The organism is Enterobacter cloacae complex sp. SHL022 (assembly GCF_049237785.1).
Classification (GTDB): Bacteria; Pseudomonadota; Gammaproteobacteria; order Enterobacterales; family Enterobacteriaceae; genus Enterobacter; species Enterobacter hormaechei_C.
In genome coordinates this window covers 266,857-280,433 of the sequence record NZ_JBMKJH010000005.1, presented here as the reverse complement: position 1 = coordinate 280,433, position 13,577 = coordinate 266,857, and the positions used below count along the sequence as shown (strand labels likewise).

The 13,577-nt window shown below is 54.1% G+C and carries 17 protein-coding genes; 10 read left to right on the top strand and 7 right to left on the bottom strand.

Annotated features, from left to right (window positions below; all coding sequences use genetic code 11):
• The first annotated feature begins 148 nt into the window (after window positions 1-148).
• The 3 genes from ACOTZD_RS12760 to ACOTZD_RS12750 all read left to right on the top strand — a co-directional run bounded on the left by ACOTZD_RS12760 (window position 149) and on the right by ACOTZD_RS12750 (window position 4,085).
• Window positions 149-1,480, top strand: a complete 1,332-nt coding sequence (locus tag ACOTZD_RS12760; protein ID WP_059370220.1) for a glycoside-pentoside-hexuronide (GPH):cation symporter — start codon at window positions 149-151, stop codon at window positions 1,478-1,480.
• A 15-nt stretch (window positions 1,481-1,495) separates the two neighbouring features.
• Complete coding sequence (locus ACOTZD_RS12755; protein ID WP_174402052.1) at window positions 1,496-3,532, top strand: TIM-barrel domain-containing protein; 2,037 nt, start codon at window positions 1,496-1,498, stop codon at window positions 3,530-3,532.
• A 106-nt stretch (window positions 3,533-3,638) separates the two neighbouring features.
• Window positions 3,639-4,085 (top strand): DUF441 domain-containing protein, encoded by a 447-nt coding sequence (locus ACOTZD_RS12750; protein ID WP_003857881.1) that lies wholly within the window; start codon window positions 3,639-3,641, stop codon window positions 4,083-4,085.
• On the opposite strand, the gene ACOTZD_RS12745 is transcribed toward ACOTZD_RS12750, so the two are convergent.
• The gene (locus ACOTZD_RS12745; RefSeq protein ID WP_022650813.1) at window positions 4,069-4,860 is read right to left on the bottom strand and encodes an AraC family transcriptional regulator; all 792 of its coding nucleotides are present in this window, start codon (window positions 4,858-4,860) and stop codon (window positions 4,069-4,071) included. The genes ACOTZD_RS12750 and ACOTZD_RS12745 overlap by 17 nt on opposite strands.
• Before the next feature lie 99 nt (window positions 4,861-4,959).
• Between ACOTZD_RS12745 and ACOTZD_RS12740 the strand changes: the two genes are divergently transcribed.
• On the top strand, window positions 4,960-6,147 hold the full coding sequence (locus ACOTZD_RS12740; protein WP_022650812.1) for a CynX/NimT family MFS transporter: 1,188 nt from the start codon (window positions 4,960-4,962) through the stop codon (window positions 6,145-6,147).
• A gap of 31 nt (window positions 6,148-6,178) precedes the next feature.
• Here the strand turns inward: ACOTZD_RS12740 and ACOTZD_RS12735 are convergent, their stop codons facing one another.
• A complete protein-coding gene (locus ACOTZD_RS12735) occupies window positions 6,179-6,886 on the bottom strand; it encodes a CTP synthase C-terminal region-related (seleno)protein (protein WP_022650811.1) in 708 nt (235 codons plus the stop codon).
• Window positions 6,887-7,036: 150 nt separating this feature from the next.
• Between ACOTZD_RS12735 and ACOTZD_RS12730 the strand changes: the two genes are divergently transcribed.
• Window positions 7,037-7,381: a DUF488 domain-containing protein gene (locus ACOTZD_RS12730; RefSeq protein ID WP_003857886.1), complete on the top strand. Its 345-nt coding sequence runs from the start codon at window positions 7,037-7,039 to the stop codon at window positions 7,379-7,381.
• Here the strand turns inward: ACOTZD_RS12730 and ACOTZD_RS12725 are convergent, their stop codons facing one another.
• The gene (locus ACOTZD_RS12725) at window positions 7,382-7,687 is read right to left on the bottom strand and encodes a hypothetical protein (RefSeq protein ID WP_022650810.1); all 306 of its coding nucleotides are present in this window, start codon (window positions 7,685-7,687) and stop codon (window positions 7,382-7,384) included.
• A gap of 80 nt (window positions 7,688-7,767) precedes the next feature.
• Window positions 7,768-8,022, bottom strand: coding sequence for a DUF333 domain-containing protein (locus tag ACOTZD_RS12720; protein WP_022650809.1), 255 nt, complete (start codon window positions 8,020-8,022; stop codon window positions 7,768-7,770).
• 312 nt (window positions 8,023-8,334) lie between these two features.
• Between ACOTZD_RS12720 and ACOTZD_RS12715 the strand changes: the two genes are divergently transcribed.
• The 3 genes from ACOTZD_RS12715 to yoaJ are packed head-to-tail and all read left to right on the top strand — an operon-like array spanning window position 8,335 to window position 9,582.
• The gene (locus tag ACOTZD_RS12715) at window positions 8,335-9,363 is read left to right on the top strand and encodes a sensor domain-containing diguanylate cyclase (RefSeq protein WP_023315855.1); all 1,029 of its coding nucleotides are present in this window, start codon (window positions 8,335-8,337) and stop codon (window positions 9,361-9,363) included.
• Window positions 9,364-9,408: 45 nt separating this feature from the next.
• Complete coding sequence (locus tag ACOTZD_RS12710; RefSeq protein ID WP_015570793.1) at window positions 9,409-9,507, top strand: YoaK family small membrane protein; 99 nt, start codon at window positions 9,409-9,411, stop codon at window positions 9,505-9,507.
• A complete protein-coding gene (gene yoaJ, locus ACOTZD_RS12705) occupies window positions 9,508-9,582 on the top strand; it encodes a protein YoaJ (RefSeq protein ID WP_015570794.1) in 75 nt (24 codons plus the stop codon). It abuts the gene before it with no gap.
• Between the two features lie 53 nt (window positions 9,583-9,635).
• Here the strand turns inward: yoaJ and ACOTZD_RS12700 are convergent, their stop codons facing one another.
• Window positions 9,636-9,884, bottom strand: coding sequence for a GlsB/YeaQ/YmgE family stress response membrane protein (locus tag ACOTZD_RS12700; RefSeq protein ID WP_003857896.1), 249 nt, complete (start codon window positions 9,882-9,884; stop codon window positions 9,636-9,638).
• Between the two features lie 370 nt (window positions 9,885-10,254).
• Between ACOTZD_RS12700 and yncL the strand changes: the two genes are divergently transcribed.
• Together yncL and ACOTZD_RS12690 are read left to right on the top strand one after the other, a co-directional pair.
• Entirely contained in the window at window positions 10,255-10,347 is a 93-nt protein-coding gene (yncL, locus tag ACOTZD_RS12695) for a stress response membrane protein YncL (protein WP_071524166.1), read from the top strand.
• Between the two features lie 124 nt (window positions 10,348-10,471).
• The gene (locus ACOTZD_RS12690) at window positions 10,472-11,971 is read left to right on the top strand and encodes an EAL domain-containing protein (protein ID WP_155023258.1); all 1,500 of its coding nucleotides are present in this window, start codon (window positions 10,472-10,474) and stop codon (window positions 11,969-11,971) included.
• Window positions 11,972-11,975: 4 nt separating this feature from the next.
• Here the strand turns inward: ACOTZD_RS12690 and ACOTZD_RS12685 are convergent, their stop codons facing one another.
• Together ACOTZD_RS12685 and icd are read right to left on the bottom strand one after the other, a co-directional pair.
• Entirely contained in the window at window positions 11,976-12,221 is a 246-nt protein-coding gene (locus ACOTZD_RS12685; protein ID WP_022650806.1) for a YmjA family protein, read from the bottom strand.
• A gap of 75 nt (window positions 12,222-12,296) precedes the next feature.
• The gene (gene icd / locus ACOTZD_RS12680; protein ID WP_003857898.1) at window positions 12,297-13,547 is read right to left on the bottom strand and encodes an NADP-dependent isocitrate dehydrogenase; all 1,251 of its coding nucleotides are present in this window, start codon (window positions 13,545-13,547) and stop codon (window positions 12,297-12,299) included.
• Window positions 13,548-13,577: the final 30 nt, after the last annotated feature.

Below are 13,577 nucleotides of genomic sequence, written 5' to 3'. Positions count from 1 at the left end.
GTTTAAATACTTTATTTGTTACCGGTATCACGAAAAGAAATTTACGTAACCCCGATGCCAGATCTCGCAATTGTTAACCTTTTCATCCTGGTTAACCCTGTTTACGGAGCACCTCAAAAATAAACCTTACACTGGCAAGGTGAATACAATGACCGAGATAATTACCCGTAAAGAAAAGATCAGTTATGGGTTAGGCGATATGGCGAGCCATATTGGGCTGGATAACGTCATTATTTTTCTGACGTTTTACTATACGGACGTGGTGGGGCTACCTGCCGCATTCGTGGGCACCATGTTTCTTCTGGCGAGAACCGCCGATGCCATAATAGACCCGGCGATGGGCTATATCGCTGACAGGACGCGCACGCGCTGGGGCAAATTCCGTCCCTGGATGCTGTGGCTGGCGCTGCCCTTTGGCGCAAGTTGTCTGCTGACCTACGCCGTGCCGGCGTCCCTCGATCTGCACGGTAAAATGATTTTCGCCACCGTCAGCTATACCCTGATGATGCTGATGTACACCGCAATCAATATTCCCTATTGCTCCATGGGCGCGGTAATTACGCCCGACAACGATGCGCGAATTTCCCTCCAGTCTTATCGCTTTTTCCTTGCCACTTTGGGTGGCGCGCTGTCGACATTCTTTATGATGCCGCTGGCAGAGTTTTTAGGTGGCGACGATAAATTACTGGGCTACCGCTGGGCAATGGCCATTATGGCGACCGTCGCGGTCGTCATGTTCTGGATCTGCTTCGCCAATACGCGTGAACGTATTAAGGCTCCCGCTACCCACAATAATTATCTTGCGGAACTGCGGGATTTATTACGAAACGACCAATGGCGGATTGTCGCCGTCCTGGTATTAACCAACATTGGTTTTGGCGTTATTCGCCTTGGCGCAATGATGTATTTCGTCACTTATTATCTCGGTAGCGCAAGCTATTTTATGTGGATGCTCGGGGCGCATATTCTCGGGAAAGCCGCAGGCAGCGCGCTGGCCAAACGTCTGACGCGGAACGTCAGCAAAGTGCAGATGTTTGGATACTGTTCCGTACTGGCGGGGGTACTCAGCATCGCTCTGTTCTTTGCGCCTAAGTCGGTGCTTATTCTGGTGCCCATGACGTTTATCGTCTCCACCCTTTACCAGGCCACCACCACGCTGATGTGGGTAATGATGGCGGACGTCGCCGATTACGGCGAATGGAAACAGGGCAAACGCATGGACGGCGTGATCTTCTCCACCTTCCTCGCCGTACTCAAGTTGGGGATGGCAATCAGCGGCGCGATTGTTGGCTGGACGCTGGGCTTAAGCGGTTATGTTGCCAATGCCCCGGAGCAGACCAACACGGCCATGTACTGCATCATCGCCCTCTTCACCGTCGTGCCTGGCGTCTTGTCACTCTGCGCGTTTGCCACGCTGCGCTGGTATAAGCTCGACGACAGCACAATGCAATCCATCCATCTCGCCAAAAACCCTGTTTAGAAGGACGCGTTATCCATGAGTGAGCTGATTAAACATTCCAACAGCATCGAATGGCGTTTTGAACGCCAGATCCTGCGTATTGAACCGTGGGGAGAAAACAGCCTGCGCGTCAGGGCCACCTGCTCCCCGGCTTTTGAGGACGCCTTACAGGCACTGTTGCCCGCCGCCCCTTGCCAGGCTGAGATTATCGCCGAAGCGGAAAGCCTGACGCTGCGCAACGGCAATATTACCGCGACGCTGAACCTTAAAGGTCAGCTGGCCTTCTACAATCAGCGCGGCGAACTGCTGCTGGAAGAGATGTGGCGCCAGCGTTCAACGGTGGGTATCGGTGCCAGCGAGAAGAGTCAGGATAAATATGTCAGCGCCATGAAGCTGGATGGCCGTGAATTTAAGCCGCTAATGGGGGGAAAATATCAGCTCACCGTCCGGTTTGAATCGCGTCCGGATGAACGCATCTATGGCATGGGTCAGTATCAACAGCCGTGGCTGGATCTGAAAGGCTGTACGCTGGAACTGGCGCAGCGCAACTCCCAGGCCAGCGTGCCCTTTATGCAGTCCAGCCTTGGCTATGGCCTGCTGTGGAACAATCCGGCGATTGGTGAAGCCAGCTTTGCAAAAAATCAGACGGAATGGCGCGCCCGCGTGACGGGAGAAATGGACTACTGGATCACCGCCGCTGACACGGTGGCGGATATCACCCGCCAGTATGTAAAAGCCACCGGAACTCCGCCCGCCGCCCCGGCGTTTATCAGCGGGCTGTGGCAGTGCAAATTACGCTACCGCACCCAGCAGGAGGTGCTTGAGGTTGCGCGGGAGTATCGCCGCCGTAATCTGCCGCTGTCGGTAATGGTCATCGACTTTTTCCACTGGCCGAATCAGGGCACCTGGTGCTTCGACCCCGTAGACTGGCCCGACCCTGAAGGGATGGTCGACGAGCTGCGCGAAATGGGTATTGCGCTGATGGTGTCGGTGTGGCCAACGGTAGAGGCGCGCAGCCCTCTCTATCCGCTGATGAAAGCCAAAGGCTGGCTGGTCAGCAGTGAACGTGGCGTGCAGGTCAACCTCGACTTTATGGGCAATACCACCTTCTTTGATGCGACCCATCCTGAGGCGCGGAAATTCGTCTGGGATACGGTGAAGAAAAATTACTACGACATGGGCATTAAGCTGTTCTGGCTGGACGAAGCGGAACCGGAATACCGCGCCTATGATTTTGACAACTATCGCTACCACGCCGGTCCGGTACTGGAAGTGGGCAATCGCTACCCGCGTGATTTTGCGCAGGGCTTTTACGATGGGCTCCAGGCAAACGGTGAAACCGACATTGTTAACCTTGTACGCTGCGCCTGGGCAGGCAGCCAGCGATTCGGCGTGCTGGCGTGGTCGGGTGATGTCCACTCCTCATTCCATGCTTTTCGCAATCAACTCGCCGCGGGACTGAATATGGGGCTGGCGGGGATCCCATGGTGGACGACCGATATCGGCGGCTTCCAGGGAGGGAACGTTAACAACCCGGCGTTCCACGAATTACTGATCCGTTGGTTCCAGTGGGCGGTGTTTACACCGGTTCTGCGCATGCACGGCTATCGCGAACCGCAGATCCAGCCTCCGGAGCGCTACCGTGACGGCATTCCTCAGTGTAACAGCGGTTCGCCTAATGAGCTGTGGAGTTACGGAGAAGAGAATTACGCCATCATGCAGCACTGGCTTACCGTGCGCGAAACCCTGCGCCCGTATATTGACGCGTTGTACCAGCAGGCTCATCTGCACGGAGACCCGCTCATGCGTCCGCTGTTCTGGCACTATCCGCAGGACAAGCAGAGCTGGGCGTGTGAAGATCAGTATCTGTTTGGCGAAGATCTTCTGGTGGCACCGGTTATGCAGGCCGGCCAGCGTGAGCGCGATGTCTGGTTGCCGACGGGCAATAGCTGGGTCGCTCTCAACGGTGAGCGCTACGCCGGTGGGGAGCACATCCGGGTGCCTGCGGCGCTGGAAACCATCCCGGTGTTTATCCGCGAAGGGAGTCCGCTTATCCAGCAACTGGTGGACTGACGTCAGGCAAGTGCCCAAAAATAGACAATTTTTTCAGTAAAGCCTGCCTGCCGACGCGTTTGCGCGTAAAGTAAGCAGGCTTACTATTTTTGGCAAGGACCCCGTCATGTTCGACCCTACACTGCTCATACTTCTGGCCCTGGCTGCACTGGGTTTTGTCAGCCACAACACCACCGTCGCGATTTCCATTCTGGTCCTGATCATCGTTCGCGTCACACCGTTGAACACCTTCTTCCCGTGGATAGAAAAACAGGGGCTTACCATCGGGATCATTATTTTGACCATCGGCGTGATGGCCCCGATTGCCAGCGGAACGCTACCGGCCTCAACGCTGCTGCACTCCTTTGTAAACTGGAAATCGCTGGTGGCGATTGCGGTGGGCGTTTTTGTCTCGTGGCTTGGCGGTCGCGGCGTGACGCTGATGAGCAGCCAGCCTTCGCTGGTGGCCGGGCTGCTGGTGGGCACCGTGTTAGGCGTGGCGCTGTTTCGTGGCGTGCCGGTTGGCCCGCTGATTGCTGCCGGTCTGGTTTCGCTGTTTATCGGGAAGTCGTAGTCAGGCTGGCGATATAGCGGGCCGGCGTCTGTCCCAGCCCTTTCTTAAACATGGTGATGAAGGCGGTGGTGGAGTCATACCCCAGCGCCTGCGCCGCCTGCTGGACCGACTTCCCGCCGATCAAAAACTGCAATGCGACAATCAGCTGGAGCTGGTGCCGCCAGCGGCGAAAGCTTAAGCCGGTCTCTTTCACCACCAGCCGCGCCAGATTGCGTTCGCTCATGGCAAAGTGGCTTGCCCACTGCGCCAGCGTCTGCCATGCGGCAGGTTCGTTTGCCATGGTCTCACTCATCAGGCGAATTTTTGGATGCGGAGATACCGGCAGCTGTAGATGCTCCTGCGGTTGCAGGGGCAGTTCATCAAACAGGACGTCTACCAGCCTTCCCGTAGCGGGAAGAGGCAACTCTTCCCGTGACCTGTCCGCAAGCGCCAGCACCAGCTCCCGCACCAGGGGCGATATTTTCAGCGTACAGGTACGCGTCGGCAATTCGAGCGCACCGGGTTCAATAAACAGCAGGCAGAGCTGCGCGCCGGGCGTCGCCTTGTTGCTGTGCGGCGTTTGTCCTGGGATCCACACCGCATACTGGGGCGGCACCATCAGCATCGCGCTCTCCACTTCACAGGTGATCGCTCCACCCAGCGCCATAATCAGCTGCCCTTTGCGGTGCTGATGCAGCGGAATAAATTGTTCCTGTGCCACCACGCGGATGCGAAAGGCCACCGCCGCGTCGTGCTGGCTATCGGGATCGTAGCCGTCGAGCCCCAGTCCGTACATAAAGTTGTCCGATATTAGCGATAAACTGTCATTTTAGCCTGATTTCAACCACAACTTAAATCGGTATGGTATGCGCTCGCCTGAACGTAAGAGACAATAATGACTACTGCTATTCAACCTTCCGGGAAACAGGGTGCACTGCTGGTTGCAGGCATCCTGATGATCGCCACGACGCTGCGCGTCACATTTACCGGTGTCGCCCCCCTGCTCGACACCATCCGACAGGACTATGGCTTAAGCACGGCGCAAACCGGCCTGCTCACAACGCTGCCCCTGCTTGCCTTCGCCTTTATCTCTCCCCTTGCCGCAGGCGTCGCCCGGCGCCTGGGCATGGAGCGCAGCCTTTTTATCGCTCTGCTGCTGATTTGCATCGGGATTGGCGTACGTTCGCTGCCGTCGGCCGCGCTGCTGTTTATCGGTACGGCGATCGTGGGCTGTGGGATTGCGCTGGGCAATGTCCTGTTACCTGGCTTAATCAAACGTGATTTTCCGGGCCAGGTCGCAAAACTCACGGGGGCGTATTCGCTGACGATGGGGGCCGCCGCTGCCGCAGGGTCGGCGCTGATCGTCCCGCTGTCGCTGGGGAGTGGTGGCTGGCACGGAGCGCTGTTGATGCTGATGTTCTTCCCGCTGGTGGCGCTGCTGCTGTGGTTACCGCAATGGCGCCAGAGGCCGGCCGCCACCCTGACCGGCGCGGGCGCGTTGCACAACCGGGCTATCTGGCGCTCGGCACTCGCCTGGCAGGTAACACTTTTTCTGGGCATTAACTCGCTGATTTACTATGTCATTATCGGCTGGTTACCCGCGATTTTGCTTAGCCACGGCTACAGCGAAACGCAGGCTGGCTCCATGCACGGGCTTCTCCAGCTGGCAACCGCTGTTCCCGGTCTCGCCATTCCGCTGATCCTGCACCGTCTTAACGATCAGCGTGGCATAGCCGGGCTTGTCGCTCTGATGTGCGCTGTCAGTGCGGCCGGGTTCTGGTTCGCGCCGGGGCTGGCCGTCGTCTGGACGCTGGTGTTTGGCTTTGGATCCGGCGCCACCATGATCCTCGGCCTGACGTTTATCGGACTGCGGGCCAGCTCGGCACATCAGGCCGCCGCGCTCTCCGGCATGGCACAGTCGATTGGCTATCTTCTGGCGGCCTGTGGCCCACCGCTGATGGGGAAAATTCACGATACCGCCGGAGACTGGCGCATTCCGCTGCTGGCCTGTGCGCTGGCTGCGGTAGTGATGGCCCTGTGCGGCATGCTGGCCGGGCGTGACCGGGAGATCACACCCCGCTGACATTCAAGGCAGACCTGACGGTCTGCTTTTTTTATCCCTGCGCCGCCCGCAGCATGGCCTGTACCAGCACGACAGGTCGCCCTTGAAGCGCAGCCCGCTCATGCTGGAACAGGGTGATGACAAAGAAAGGATGGGTTATCAGCTCTGCCGCGCGGATCTCGCCCTGCTCGTCCCAGCCCGTTACGCGCATGTCGCCCCGCTCAAGCTGGCTGGCAAACTCAGACGAGACACCATAATTGCAGTGATACCCCTCCTGAATTTCCGGCTTGCCATACGCTTTGGCAATCAGCGTGTTATTCCGCAGCTCTATCGCGTCGGTTTTTTCTACCAGCGAGCAGGTCAGCGGCGCAATCACCATCCTTCCCTCGGTATCGGTTTCGGCATGGCCTGCATCGTGCCAGCCCAGTACATTACGCGCATACTCAATCAGCGCATGCTGGAACCCGCCGCAGGTGCCGAGAAAGGGGATGCTATTCTCACGCGCGTAACGCGCCGCAATAAACGCCGCCTCGGTGTTTTTATACGGGCTTGCCGGTACCAGCCAGATGGCATCATACCCGACGAGGTCTTCGGGGCTGGTCAGCTCAGGCGTGGCGAGCCAGTCATAATCAGCGGTGAGATCCAGAACCGCAGCGGCGTCGTCAATCGCCAGCGGGATCGCCTGGTGCGCAATAACATCAGGATTGAAATCACCAACCAGCGCAATGCGCAGCGTCGTTTTAACCGGGGAGAGTTCCATGAGAGATTCCTTATGCCGGAGGATTTTCAGATAACATAAGGAGCCTCAGACTACCGATCTTTTGCAATTACCACAATACCTTAAATTGGGTGTATAAAAGACGGGTGCTATAGTGTTCTTGCCGAACGTCGCACGGCAGGAGGAAAACGGATGATTCAATGTAAGCGCGTATATGAACAGGCAACGTCAGACGATGGTTACCGGGTGCTGGTAGACAGACTCTGGCCGCGAGGAATAAAAAAGACCGACCTCGCCTGTGATGAGTGGTGTAAATCGCTAACGCCGTCCAGCGAACTGCGAAAAGCTTTTCACAGTGAAACGATAGATTTCACTGCGTTCAGTGAAGCCTATCGTAAAGAGCTGGCGCAGCATCAGGATGAAGGCAAACGCCTGGCGGCCCTCGCCCGACAGCAGACCGTGACGCTACTCTACGGGGCGAAAAACAGGGAGCAGAATCACGCGCGGGTACTGGCGGACTGGCTACGTAAACTGTGATTAACCGATCGCCAGCTCATCCACGTTGTGTGGCATCTCGTCGGGAGTAAGCGGCATCAAATGTTCCGGGCGAACAAACGCAAAACCGTGCTGGTTATCAAAGGCGTAAACATCACCGGTGACCAGCCACAGCGCACGTGCTGATGTATCAGGTAATTGCGTCATGACGCCGTTAACCGGGTTTACAAAACGCTGGCCCGGCTGACAAAGGCCAAACAGCTCCACGGATTTACCGATATTTCGACGGCCTGCCGCCGTACGCGCACCCACGATCATCGCCATGCTGCCCGGTTTTAACTGAAACATACTTCTTCTCGCAAACGTACTGCCAGAAACTGGCTAAGAATAATCCTAAAGAGAAGTGTATCGCAGTTTTATTGCCCTTGTCATCTGGTTGGTTGCGGGTGATCGCGGCGGTAGAGATCCCATTCATCGATCACTTCCCCGCCTGGTAATTTGCACTCGGTACGTACACCCTGCGGGCTTTGGACAGGGATTTGCTCTCCCCCTTTCTCCAGACAGTACACTGACGCCGGGTTTGCCATACCAATAGCGTGCGGCGGTTGAGGCGCATCAGGAGGGGTGGTCTTTGTTGAGCAGGCGGCCAGTGGTACAACCAGCGCCAGGAGAAGATATTTCATTATCATGATCCTTCAGGGTGTAAAAACGTCAGAGTAACGGGTCATCGCCGTTTTCTCCATGATTTCTCCATTAAACCTGCACGATTCCCTCTTATAGTGATACCTGTTCTCACACTGACCAGAGAACATCATTCCGTAATCAAGATGTTTTGCCCCGATCTCAACATCGGGGCTTTTTTTTAGCCTCTCCCTCATCCGCTTTCAGAAGAATCTATAAAATTAATCCTGTTCATGTTTTACTATGACCGGAGTCTAAATTTTCAGCATAACATGCAGATACAGAGGTCTTCTGCATGGGAGTCAACCTGCCTCATGTCAGATATCATTCTTGCCCGTGTTTCAGAAACCCTCTCCACTGAGCAATCTCTCGACAGTCTTGTGCGTCAGCTACTGGAAATGCTGGAAATTGTGACGGATATGGAATCAACCTACCTGACCAAAATCGATATTAACGCGCGTTTGCAGCACATTTTATATGCCCGTAACAGCAAGCAAATGCAAATCCCGGAAGGGTTCAGCGTGCCCTGGGACGAAACGCTCTGTAAGCGCGCCATGGATAGCGACACTTTGTTCAGTAACGAGGTGCCTGACCGCTGGCCGGAGTGTGAAGCGGCAAAAGCACTGGGTATTACAACCTATATGAGCGTGCCGGTTCACCTGGCTGACGGTTCTCTGTACGGCACGCTTTGCGCTGCCAGCACCGCACAGAAACAGTTCAGCGAGCGTGGCGAGCAGGTGATCAGGCTCTTTGCCGGGTTAATTGGTCAGTACATTCAGAAAGAGTCGCTTGTGCTTCAGCTTCGCGAAGCAAATGCGGCGCTCATTGCCCACTCTTACACCGACGCCCTTACCGGCCTGCCGAATCGTCGCGCCATTTTTGAAAACCTTACCACCCTGTTCTCACTGGCGCGCCATCTTAGCCGCAACGTCATGATTGCCTTTATTGACCTCGATGATTTCAAGCGAATCAATGACCAGTACGGGCATGAGGCGGGCGATCGCTTCCTCGTACAGGTCGGCAAGCGACTGACTCACGAGCAAACGCAGGATGAGATTATTGGCCGGCTCGGCGGCGATGAATTTCTGGTTGCCAGCCTGAGTCACAGCGATGATGGCGACGCCAGTACAGAGATCAACGCAATCAAAACCCGCCTCAATGGTCTTATTGCGGGCGAATACGGGTTAGGCAATGCCACCATTCTTTATCCCGGTGCAAGCCTTGGCGTCGTTATTGTTGATCCTCACAGCACGGATGAAGATAGCGCCCTGCGCACCGCGGACCTCGCGATGTATCAGGATAAAAAAGGAAAAAGCAAAACAGGCTTTGTCGCGTTAGATTAAAACCGTACACTCTACGGCCTTATACAAACTCAAACAGGTGATGGCATGAGAATAGGGATCCTCTTTCCGGTGGTTATTTTTATCACAGCGGTGGTGTTTTTAGGCTGGTTTTTCCTTGGCGGTTACGCCGCGCCGGGGGCATAAATGAGAAAAACGACCATCATCATGCTGATTGTCGCCATCGTGGCCGTCGCCGGTACGCAGTTAGGCTGGTGGTAACGCCCAAAGTAAAAAGGCCGCCGTCAGGCAGCCTTTTTTAACACAGGTCAGATTTAGCTTTTGATTTTTCTGTAGATAAACAGAACAACCAGCGCGCCAATCACCGCGACGACAAAGCTGCCGAAGTTGAAGCCATCAACTCTGCCAAAGCCGAACAGGGTACTGATCCAGCCGCCGACGACTGCACCCACAATCCCCAGAATGATCGTGACGATGAAACCGCCGCCATCTTTGCCCGGCATAATCCACTTCGCCAGGATCCCCGCAATCAGCCCAAAGATAATCCAGGATAAAATTCCCATAGCTTTCCTCTCTGTATGGTTTTTGTCATTAAATCAACGACACAGAAAAGGATAGCACAGGATCTGAGAAAGGAAATTTGTGATAAGAATCACACGGCTCGTTTGAGTAAAATATGAGCAGTAAAAAATGTCGATCCACACTCATCCTGGGGTTGCATCTTCTACTGAGAAAGATTATCTTTCTCATTACTGAATAGTTGAGCAAATAACTCAGGTATTCAGTACGACATTGCTCACATTGCTTCCAGTATTTCTTGCCCACTTTTTAGTGGGCTTTTTTTTGCCTCAACCCACCAAAATCTGGCGTTTTTTCTGTGGAGGTGAAACGCTATTCTCTGTGGCTTCTGAATAACCAAAAAGCGTTGATAACATGAACGTATCGAGCAAGTTCGTCATCTGCCTTAATCTTGTTTCTGCCAGTACGCTACTGTTACTGCTCTCAACACGGTTTGAGTGGTTCTGAGTTGAAAGGAGCCTGGCAGGGTGGATTTCCTTCCGATTCCGTGCCGGCTCAACTCTCATACTTGTAGCTTTTATGACCTGTGATAAGATCCCTGCACCTCAGGACGTGGCGGGACAGCAGGAAAATGAAGAAGGCCATTGCCGTTGCTATCATCTCAACCCTAATGGTCGTCCTGTCGCTGTATGCGGTTAACGCCATTATCGTTGAGCAGCAAAAGAACCGGCAGAGGGAGATCTCCCACACGCTCTTAAGCTATTCCGAAGAGTTAACACAAAATATCGCCAGTACGCTTAAAAATACCACCGTGCAGGGATGCGATAGCGCCAGTCTGAACGTCTACCGAAAATTAAAGATGCGTAGTCTCTATTTCGCCGATGTGGGGTTTATTGAAAAGGGGAAAATCACCTGCACCGCGTTTTGGGGCAAGCTGGCAAATCCCATCGCCCTTCCCCCTGAGCTGCATAAAACCCAGAACGGATTCAGTCTGGCGCAGTTTTCGCAGAAAGATTTCTTTATCGGTAATGCGACAACTTATAACCACCTTATTATTTTCACCTCCCGTTCAGCCTACGATAAATTTGCCCCCGTTACCGCCAACTATTCGCTTCGTTCTTCCACTAAAGATTTCGGCCGCACCTTTTTCACCGTTACGCCGCCATCAGAAAACCTTAGCCGCTTACAGTCTCTGTTATTTACGCTGGCTGTGACAGAGTGCAGTACACGCTGGGATTTGTGTGTCACCGTCACACACCACGATGCCGGACTGGCTTCGCTCTCCCACGTAGTGATGGTGCTTCTGTGTCTGTTTTTATACTTTATCTGGGTATCCCTGACGCTGTTTTCTCTTCGACTTTATGAAGACCGACGTTCACTGGAGCGAACGCTGGTCAAGGCGGTGAAAGCGAATACCATCAGCGTTCATTTTCAGCCCGTTATTCGGGTGGCTGATAAGAAAATCGTCGGGGTTGAAGTGTTATCAAGATGGCAGGATAACAATCACAAAGAGGTTTCTCCTGAGCTGTTTATCCCGTTAATCAAAAAAATTGGCCTGTATAACGTTTATTATCAGAACATGATAAAGAAATCCCTGGCGGAAATTGCCGCGCTGGCCGCTGAACATCAGTTAATGATTTCACTGAACGTTGGCCGGACGGAAATTGAAGACGGCAAATTCCTGTCGGTATTACGTCATGCATGCTCAGAGAACGCGATTCCTTTATCGTTAATCAAAGTTGAGTTATCCGAGAATGGCGTTTCCACCTCGGCCATCCTTGAAGAGTTTTGTGAGGAGCTTAAATCGGCAGGCGTCAAAATTTCAATAGACGATTTTGGCGTGCAAAACTCTAATCTTGCCAGGCTCACAAATCTCAAATATGACGAAATCAAGGTAGATAAGTCGTTAGTGGACGGCATCAGCGAGCACTATAAACAGGATATCCTGGTGATCTTCAGCGACGCGCTCGCTAAACTGAACAAAACCCTGGTTTTTGAAGGGGTTGAAAGCGAAACACAATTTCAGTTCATCGCGCAGAGATACCCCGATGCCCTCGTACAAGGCTGGTACTTTTCAAAGTCGCTAACCCGGCACGACCTCGCCAGGCTGCTGGCAGACTCAGCGCGATGATGCGTTATTCATTGCCCCACTGATTCAGGAAGTTCGCAATATCGTCAATGCGCGCTTCGTCTATCTCCGCCTGGACAGCCATCTCCCGCTGCGCCTCTTCACTGATTTCCTCATTGTTGTATAAGCGAGTGAGCAGCAGCTGGAAATAGTGTGCCAGCGGCGTACGCTCTGCCTCTTCTACCGGTTTCGCCGTTTCAGTCGCATACTCGTCGACGATGTCATAATACTTGAGCGGGATATCATGGGTCATAGCGTTGTTTCCGTCTTGTGTGCATAAAAAACGGGAACCCTCAGGCTCCCGTTGTCATTTAACCCAGCGAGTGGATTACATGTTCGCGATAATCGCGTCGCCAAACTCTGAGCATTTCAGCAGTTTAGCGCCTTCCATCAGACGTTCAAAGTCATAGGTGACGGTTTTCGCGTTAATCGCGCCTTCCATACCCTTAACGATCAGGTCTGCGGCTTCGAACCATTCCATATGACGCAGCATCATCTCTGCGGACAGAATGATAGAGCCTGGGTTGACTTTGTCCTGGCCTGCGTATTTCGGTGCAGTACCGTGAGTGGCTTCGAACAGGGCGCACTCGTCACCGATGTTCGCGCCCGGGGCGATACCGATACCACCCACCTGTGCTGCCAGCGCATCGGAGATGTAGTCACCATTCAGGTTCATACAGGCGATCACGTCATACTCAGCAGGACGCAGCAGGATCTGTTGCAGGAACGCATCGGCAATCACATCTTTAATGATGATCTCTTTACCGGTGTTCGGGTTCTTAATTTTCTGCCATGGGCCGCCGTCGATCAGTTCACCGCCGAACTCTTCGGTCGCCAGCTGGTAGCCCCAGTCTTTGAACGCGCCTTCGGTGAACTTCATGATATTGCCTTTGTGCACCAGGGTCACAGAGTCACGATCGTTGGTGATAGCGTATTCGATGGCGGCACGCACCAGACGCTTGGTCCCTTCTTCGGAGCACGGCTTGATGCCGATGCCGCAATGCTCAGGGAAGCGAATTTTCTTCACGCCCATCTCTTCGCGCAGGAATTTAATCACTTTTTCTGCGTCAGCAGAGTCCGCTTTCCATTCGATACCCGCGTAGATGTCTTCAGAGTTTTCACGGAAGATAACCATGTCGGTCAGTTCCGGGTGCTTAACCGGGCTTGGGGTGCCCTGGTAGTAACGCACCGGACGCAGACACACATACAGATCCAGTTCCTGACGCAGCGCCACGTTCAGGGAGCGAATGCCGCCGCCAACTGGCGTGGTCAGAGGGCCTTTGATAGCAACGCGATAGTCGCGGATCAGGTCCAGCGTTTCGGCTGGCAGCCAGACGTCCTGGCCATAAACTTGAGTGGATTTTTCACCGGTGTAAATTTCCATCCAGGAAATTTTACGCTCGCCTTTGTAGGCTTTCTCAACAGCGGCATCAACCACTTTCAGCATCGCCGGGGTAACGTCTACACCGATACCGTCACCTTCGATGAACGGGATAATCGGGTTGTGAGGAACGTTAATCTTGCCGTTTTGCAGGGTGATCTTTTTACCTTCCGCCGGAACAACTACTTTGCTTTCCATTAACCTCTCCTTCGAGCGCTTCTGGTTGTT

What these genes read in the sequence shown, in the direction of transcription:
- ACOTZD_RS12760 (WP_059370220.1), top strand. Translation starts at nt 149, where the DNA reads ATGACCGAGATAATTACCCGTAAAGAAAAGATCAGTTATGGGTTAGGC.
- ACOTZD_RS12755 (WP_174402052.1), top strand. Translation starts at nt 1,496, where the DNA reads ATGAGTGAGCTGATTAAACATTCCAACAGCATCGAATGGCGTTTTGAA.
- ACOTZD_RS12750 (WP_003857881.1), top strand. Translation starts at nt 3,639, where the DNA reads ATGTTCGACCCTACACTGCTCATACTTCTGGCCCTGGCTGCACTGGGT.
- ACOTZD_RS12745 (WP_022650813.1), bottom strand. Translation starts at nt 4,860, where the DNA reads ATGTACGGACTGGGGCTCGACGGCTACGATCCCGATAGCCAGCACGAC.
- ACOTZD_RS12740 (WP_022650812.1), top strand. Translation starts at nt 4,960, where the DNA reads ATGACTACTGCTATTCAACCTTCCGGGAAACAGGGTGCACTGCTGGTT.
- ACOTZD_RS12735 (WP_022650811.1), bottom strand. Translation starts at nt 6,886, where the DNA reads ATGGAACTCTCCCCGGTTAAAACGACGCTGCGCATTGCGCTGGTTGGT.
- ACOTZD_RS12730 (WP_003857886.1), top strand. Translation starts at nt 7,037, where the DNA reads ATGATTCAATGTAAGCGCGTATATGAACAGGCAACGTCAGACGATGGT.
- ACOTZD_RS12725 (WP_022650810.1), bottom strand. Translation starts at nt 7,687, where the DNA reads ATGTTTCAGTTAAAACCGGGCAGCATGGCGATGATCGTGGGTGCGCGT.
- ACOTZD_RS12720 (WP_022650809.1), bottom strand. Translation starts at nt 8,022, where the DNA reads ATGAAATATCTTCTCCTGGCGCTGGTTGTACCACTGGCCGCCTGCTCA.
- ACOTZD_RS12715 (WP_023315855.1), top strand. Translation starts at nt 8,335, where the DNA reads ATGTCAGATATCATTCTTGCCCGTGTTTCAGAAACCCTCTCCACTGAG.
- ACOTZD_RS12710 (WP_015570793.1), top strand. Translation starts at nt 9,409, where the DNA reads ATGAGAATAGGGATCCTCTTTCCGGTGGTTATTTTTATCACAGCGGTG.
- ACOTZD_RS12700 (WP_003857896.1), bottom strand. Translation starts at nt 9,884, where the DNA reads ATGGGAATTTTATCCTGGATTATCTTTGGGCTGATTGCGGGGATCCTG.
- yncL (WP_071524166.1), top strand. Translation starts at nt 10,255, where the DNA reads ATGAACGTATCGAGCAAGTTCGTCATCTGCCTTAATCTTGTTTCTGCC.
- ACOTZD_RS12690 (WP_155023258.1), top strand. Translation starts at nt 10,472, where the DNA reads ATGAAGAAGGCCATTGCCGTTGCTATCATCTCAACCCTAATGGTCGTC.
- ACOTZD_RS12685 (WP_022650806.1), bottom strand. Translation starts at nt 12,221, where the DNA reads ATGACCCATGATATCCCGCTCAAGTATTATGACATCGTCGACGAGTAT.
- icd (WP_003857898.1), bottom strand. Translation starts at nt 13,547, where the DNA reads ATGGAAAGCAAAGTAGTTGTTCCGGCGGAAGGTAAAAAGATCACCCTG.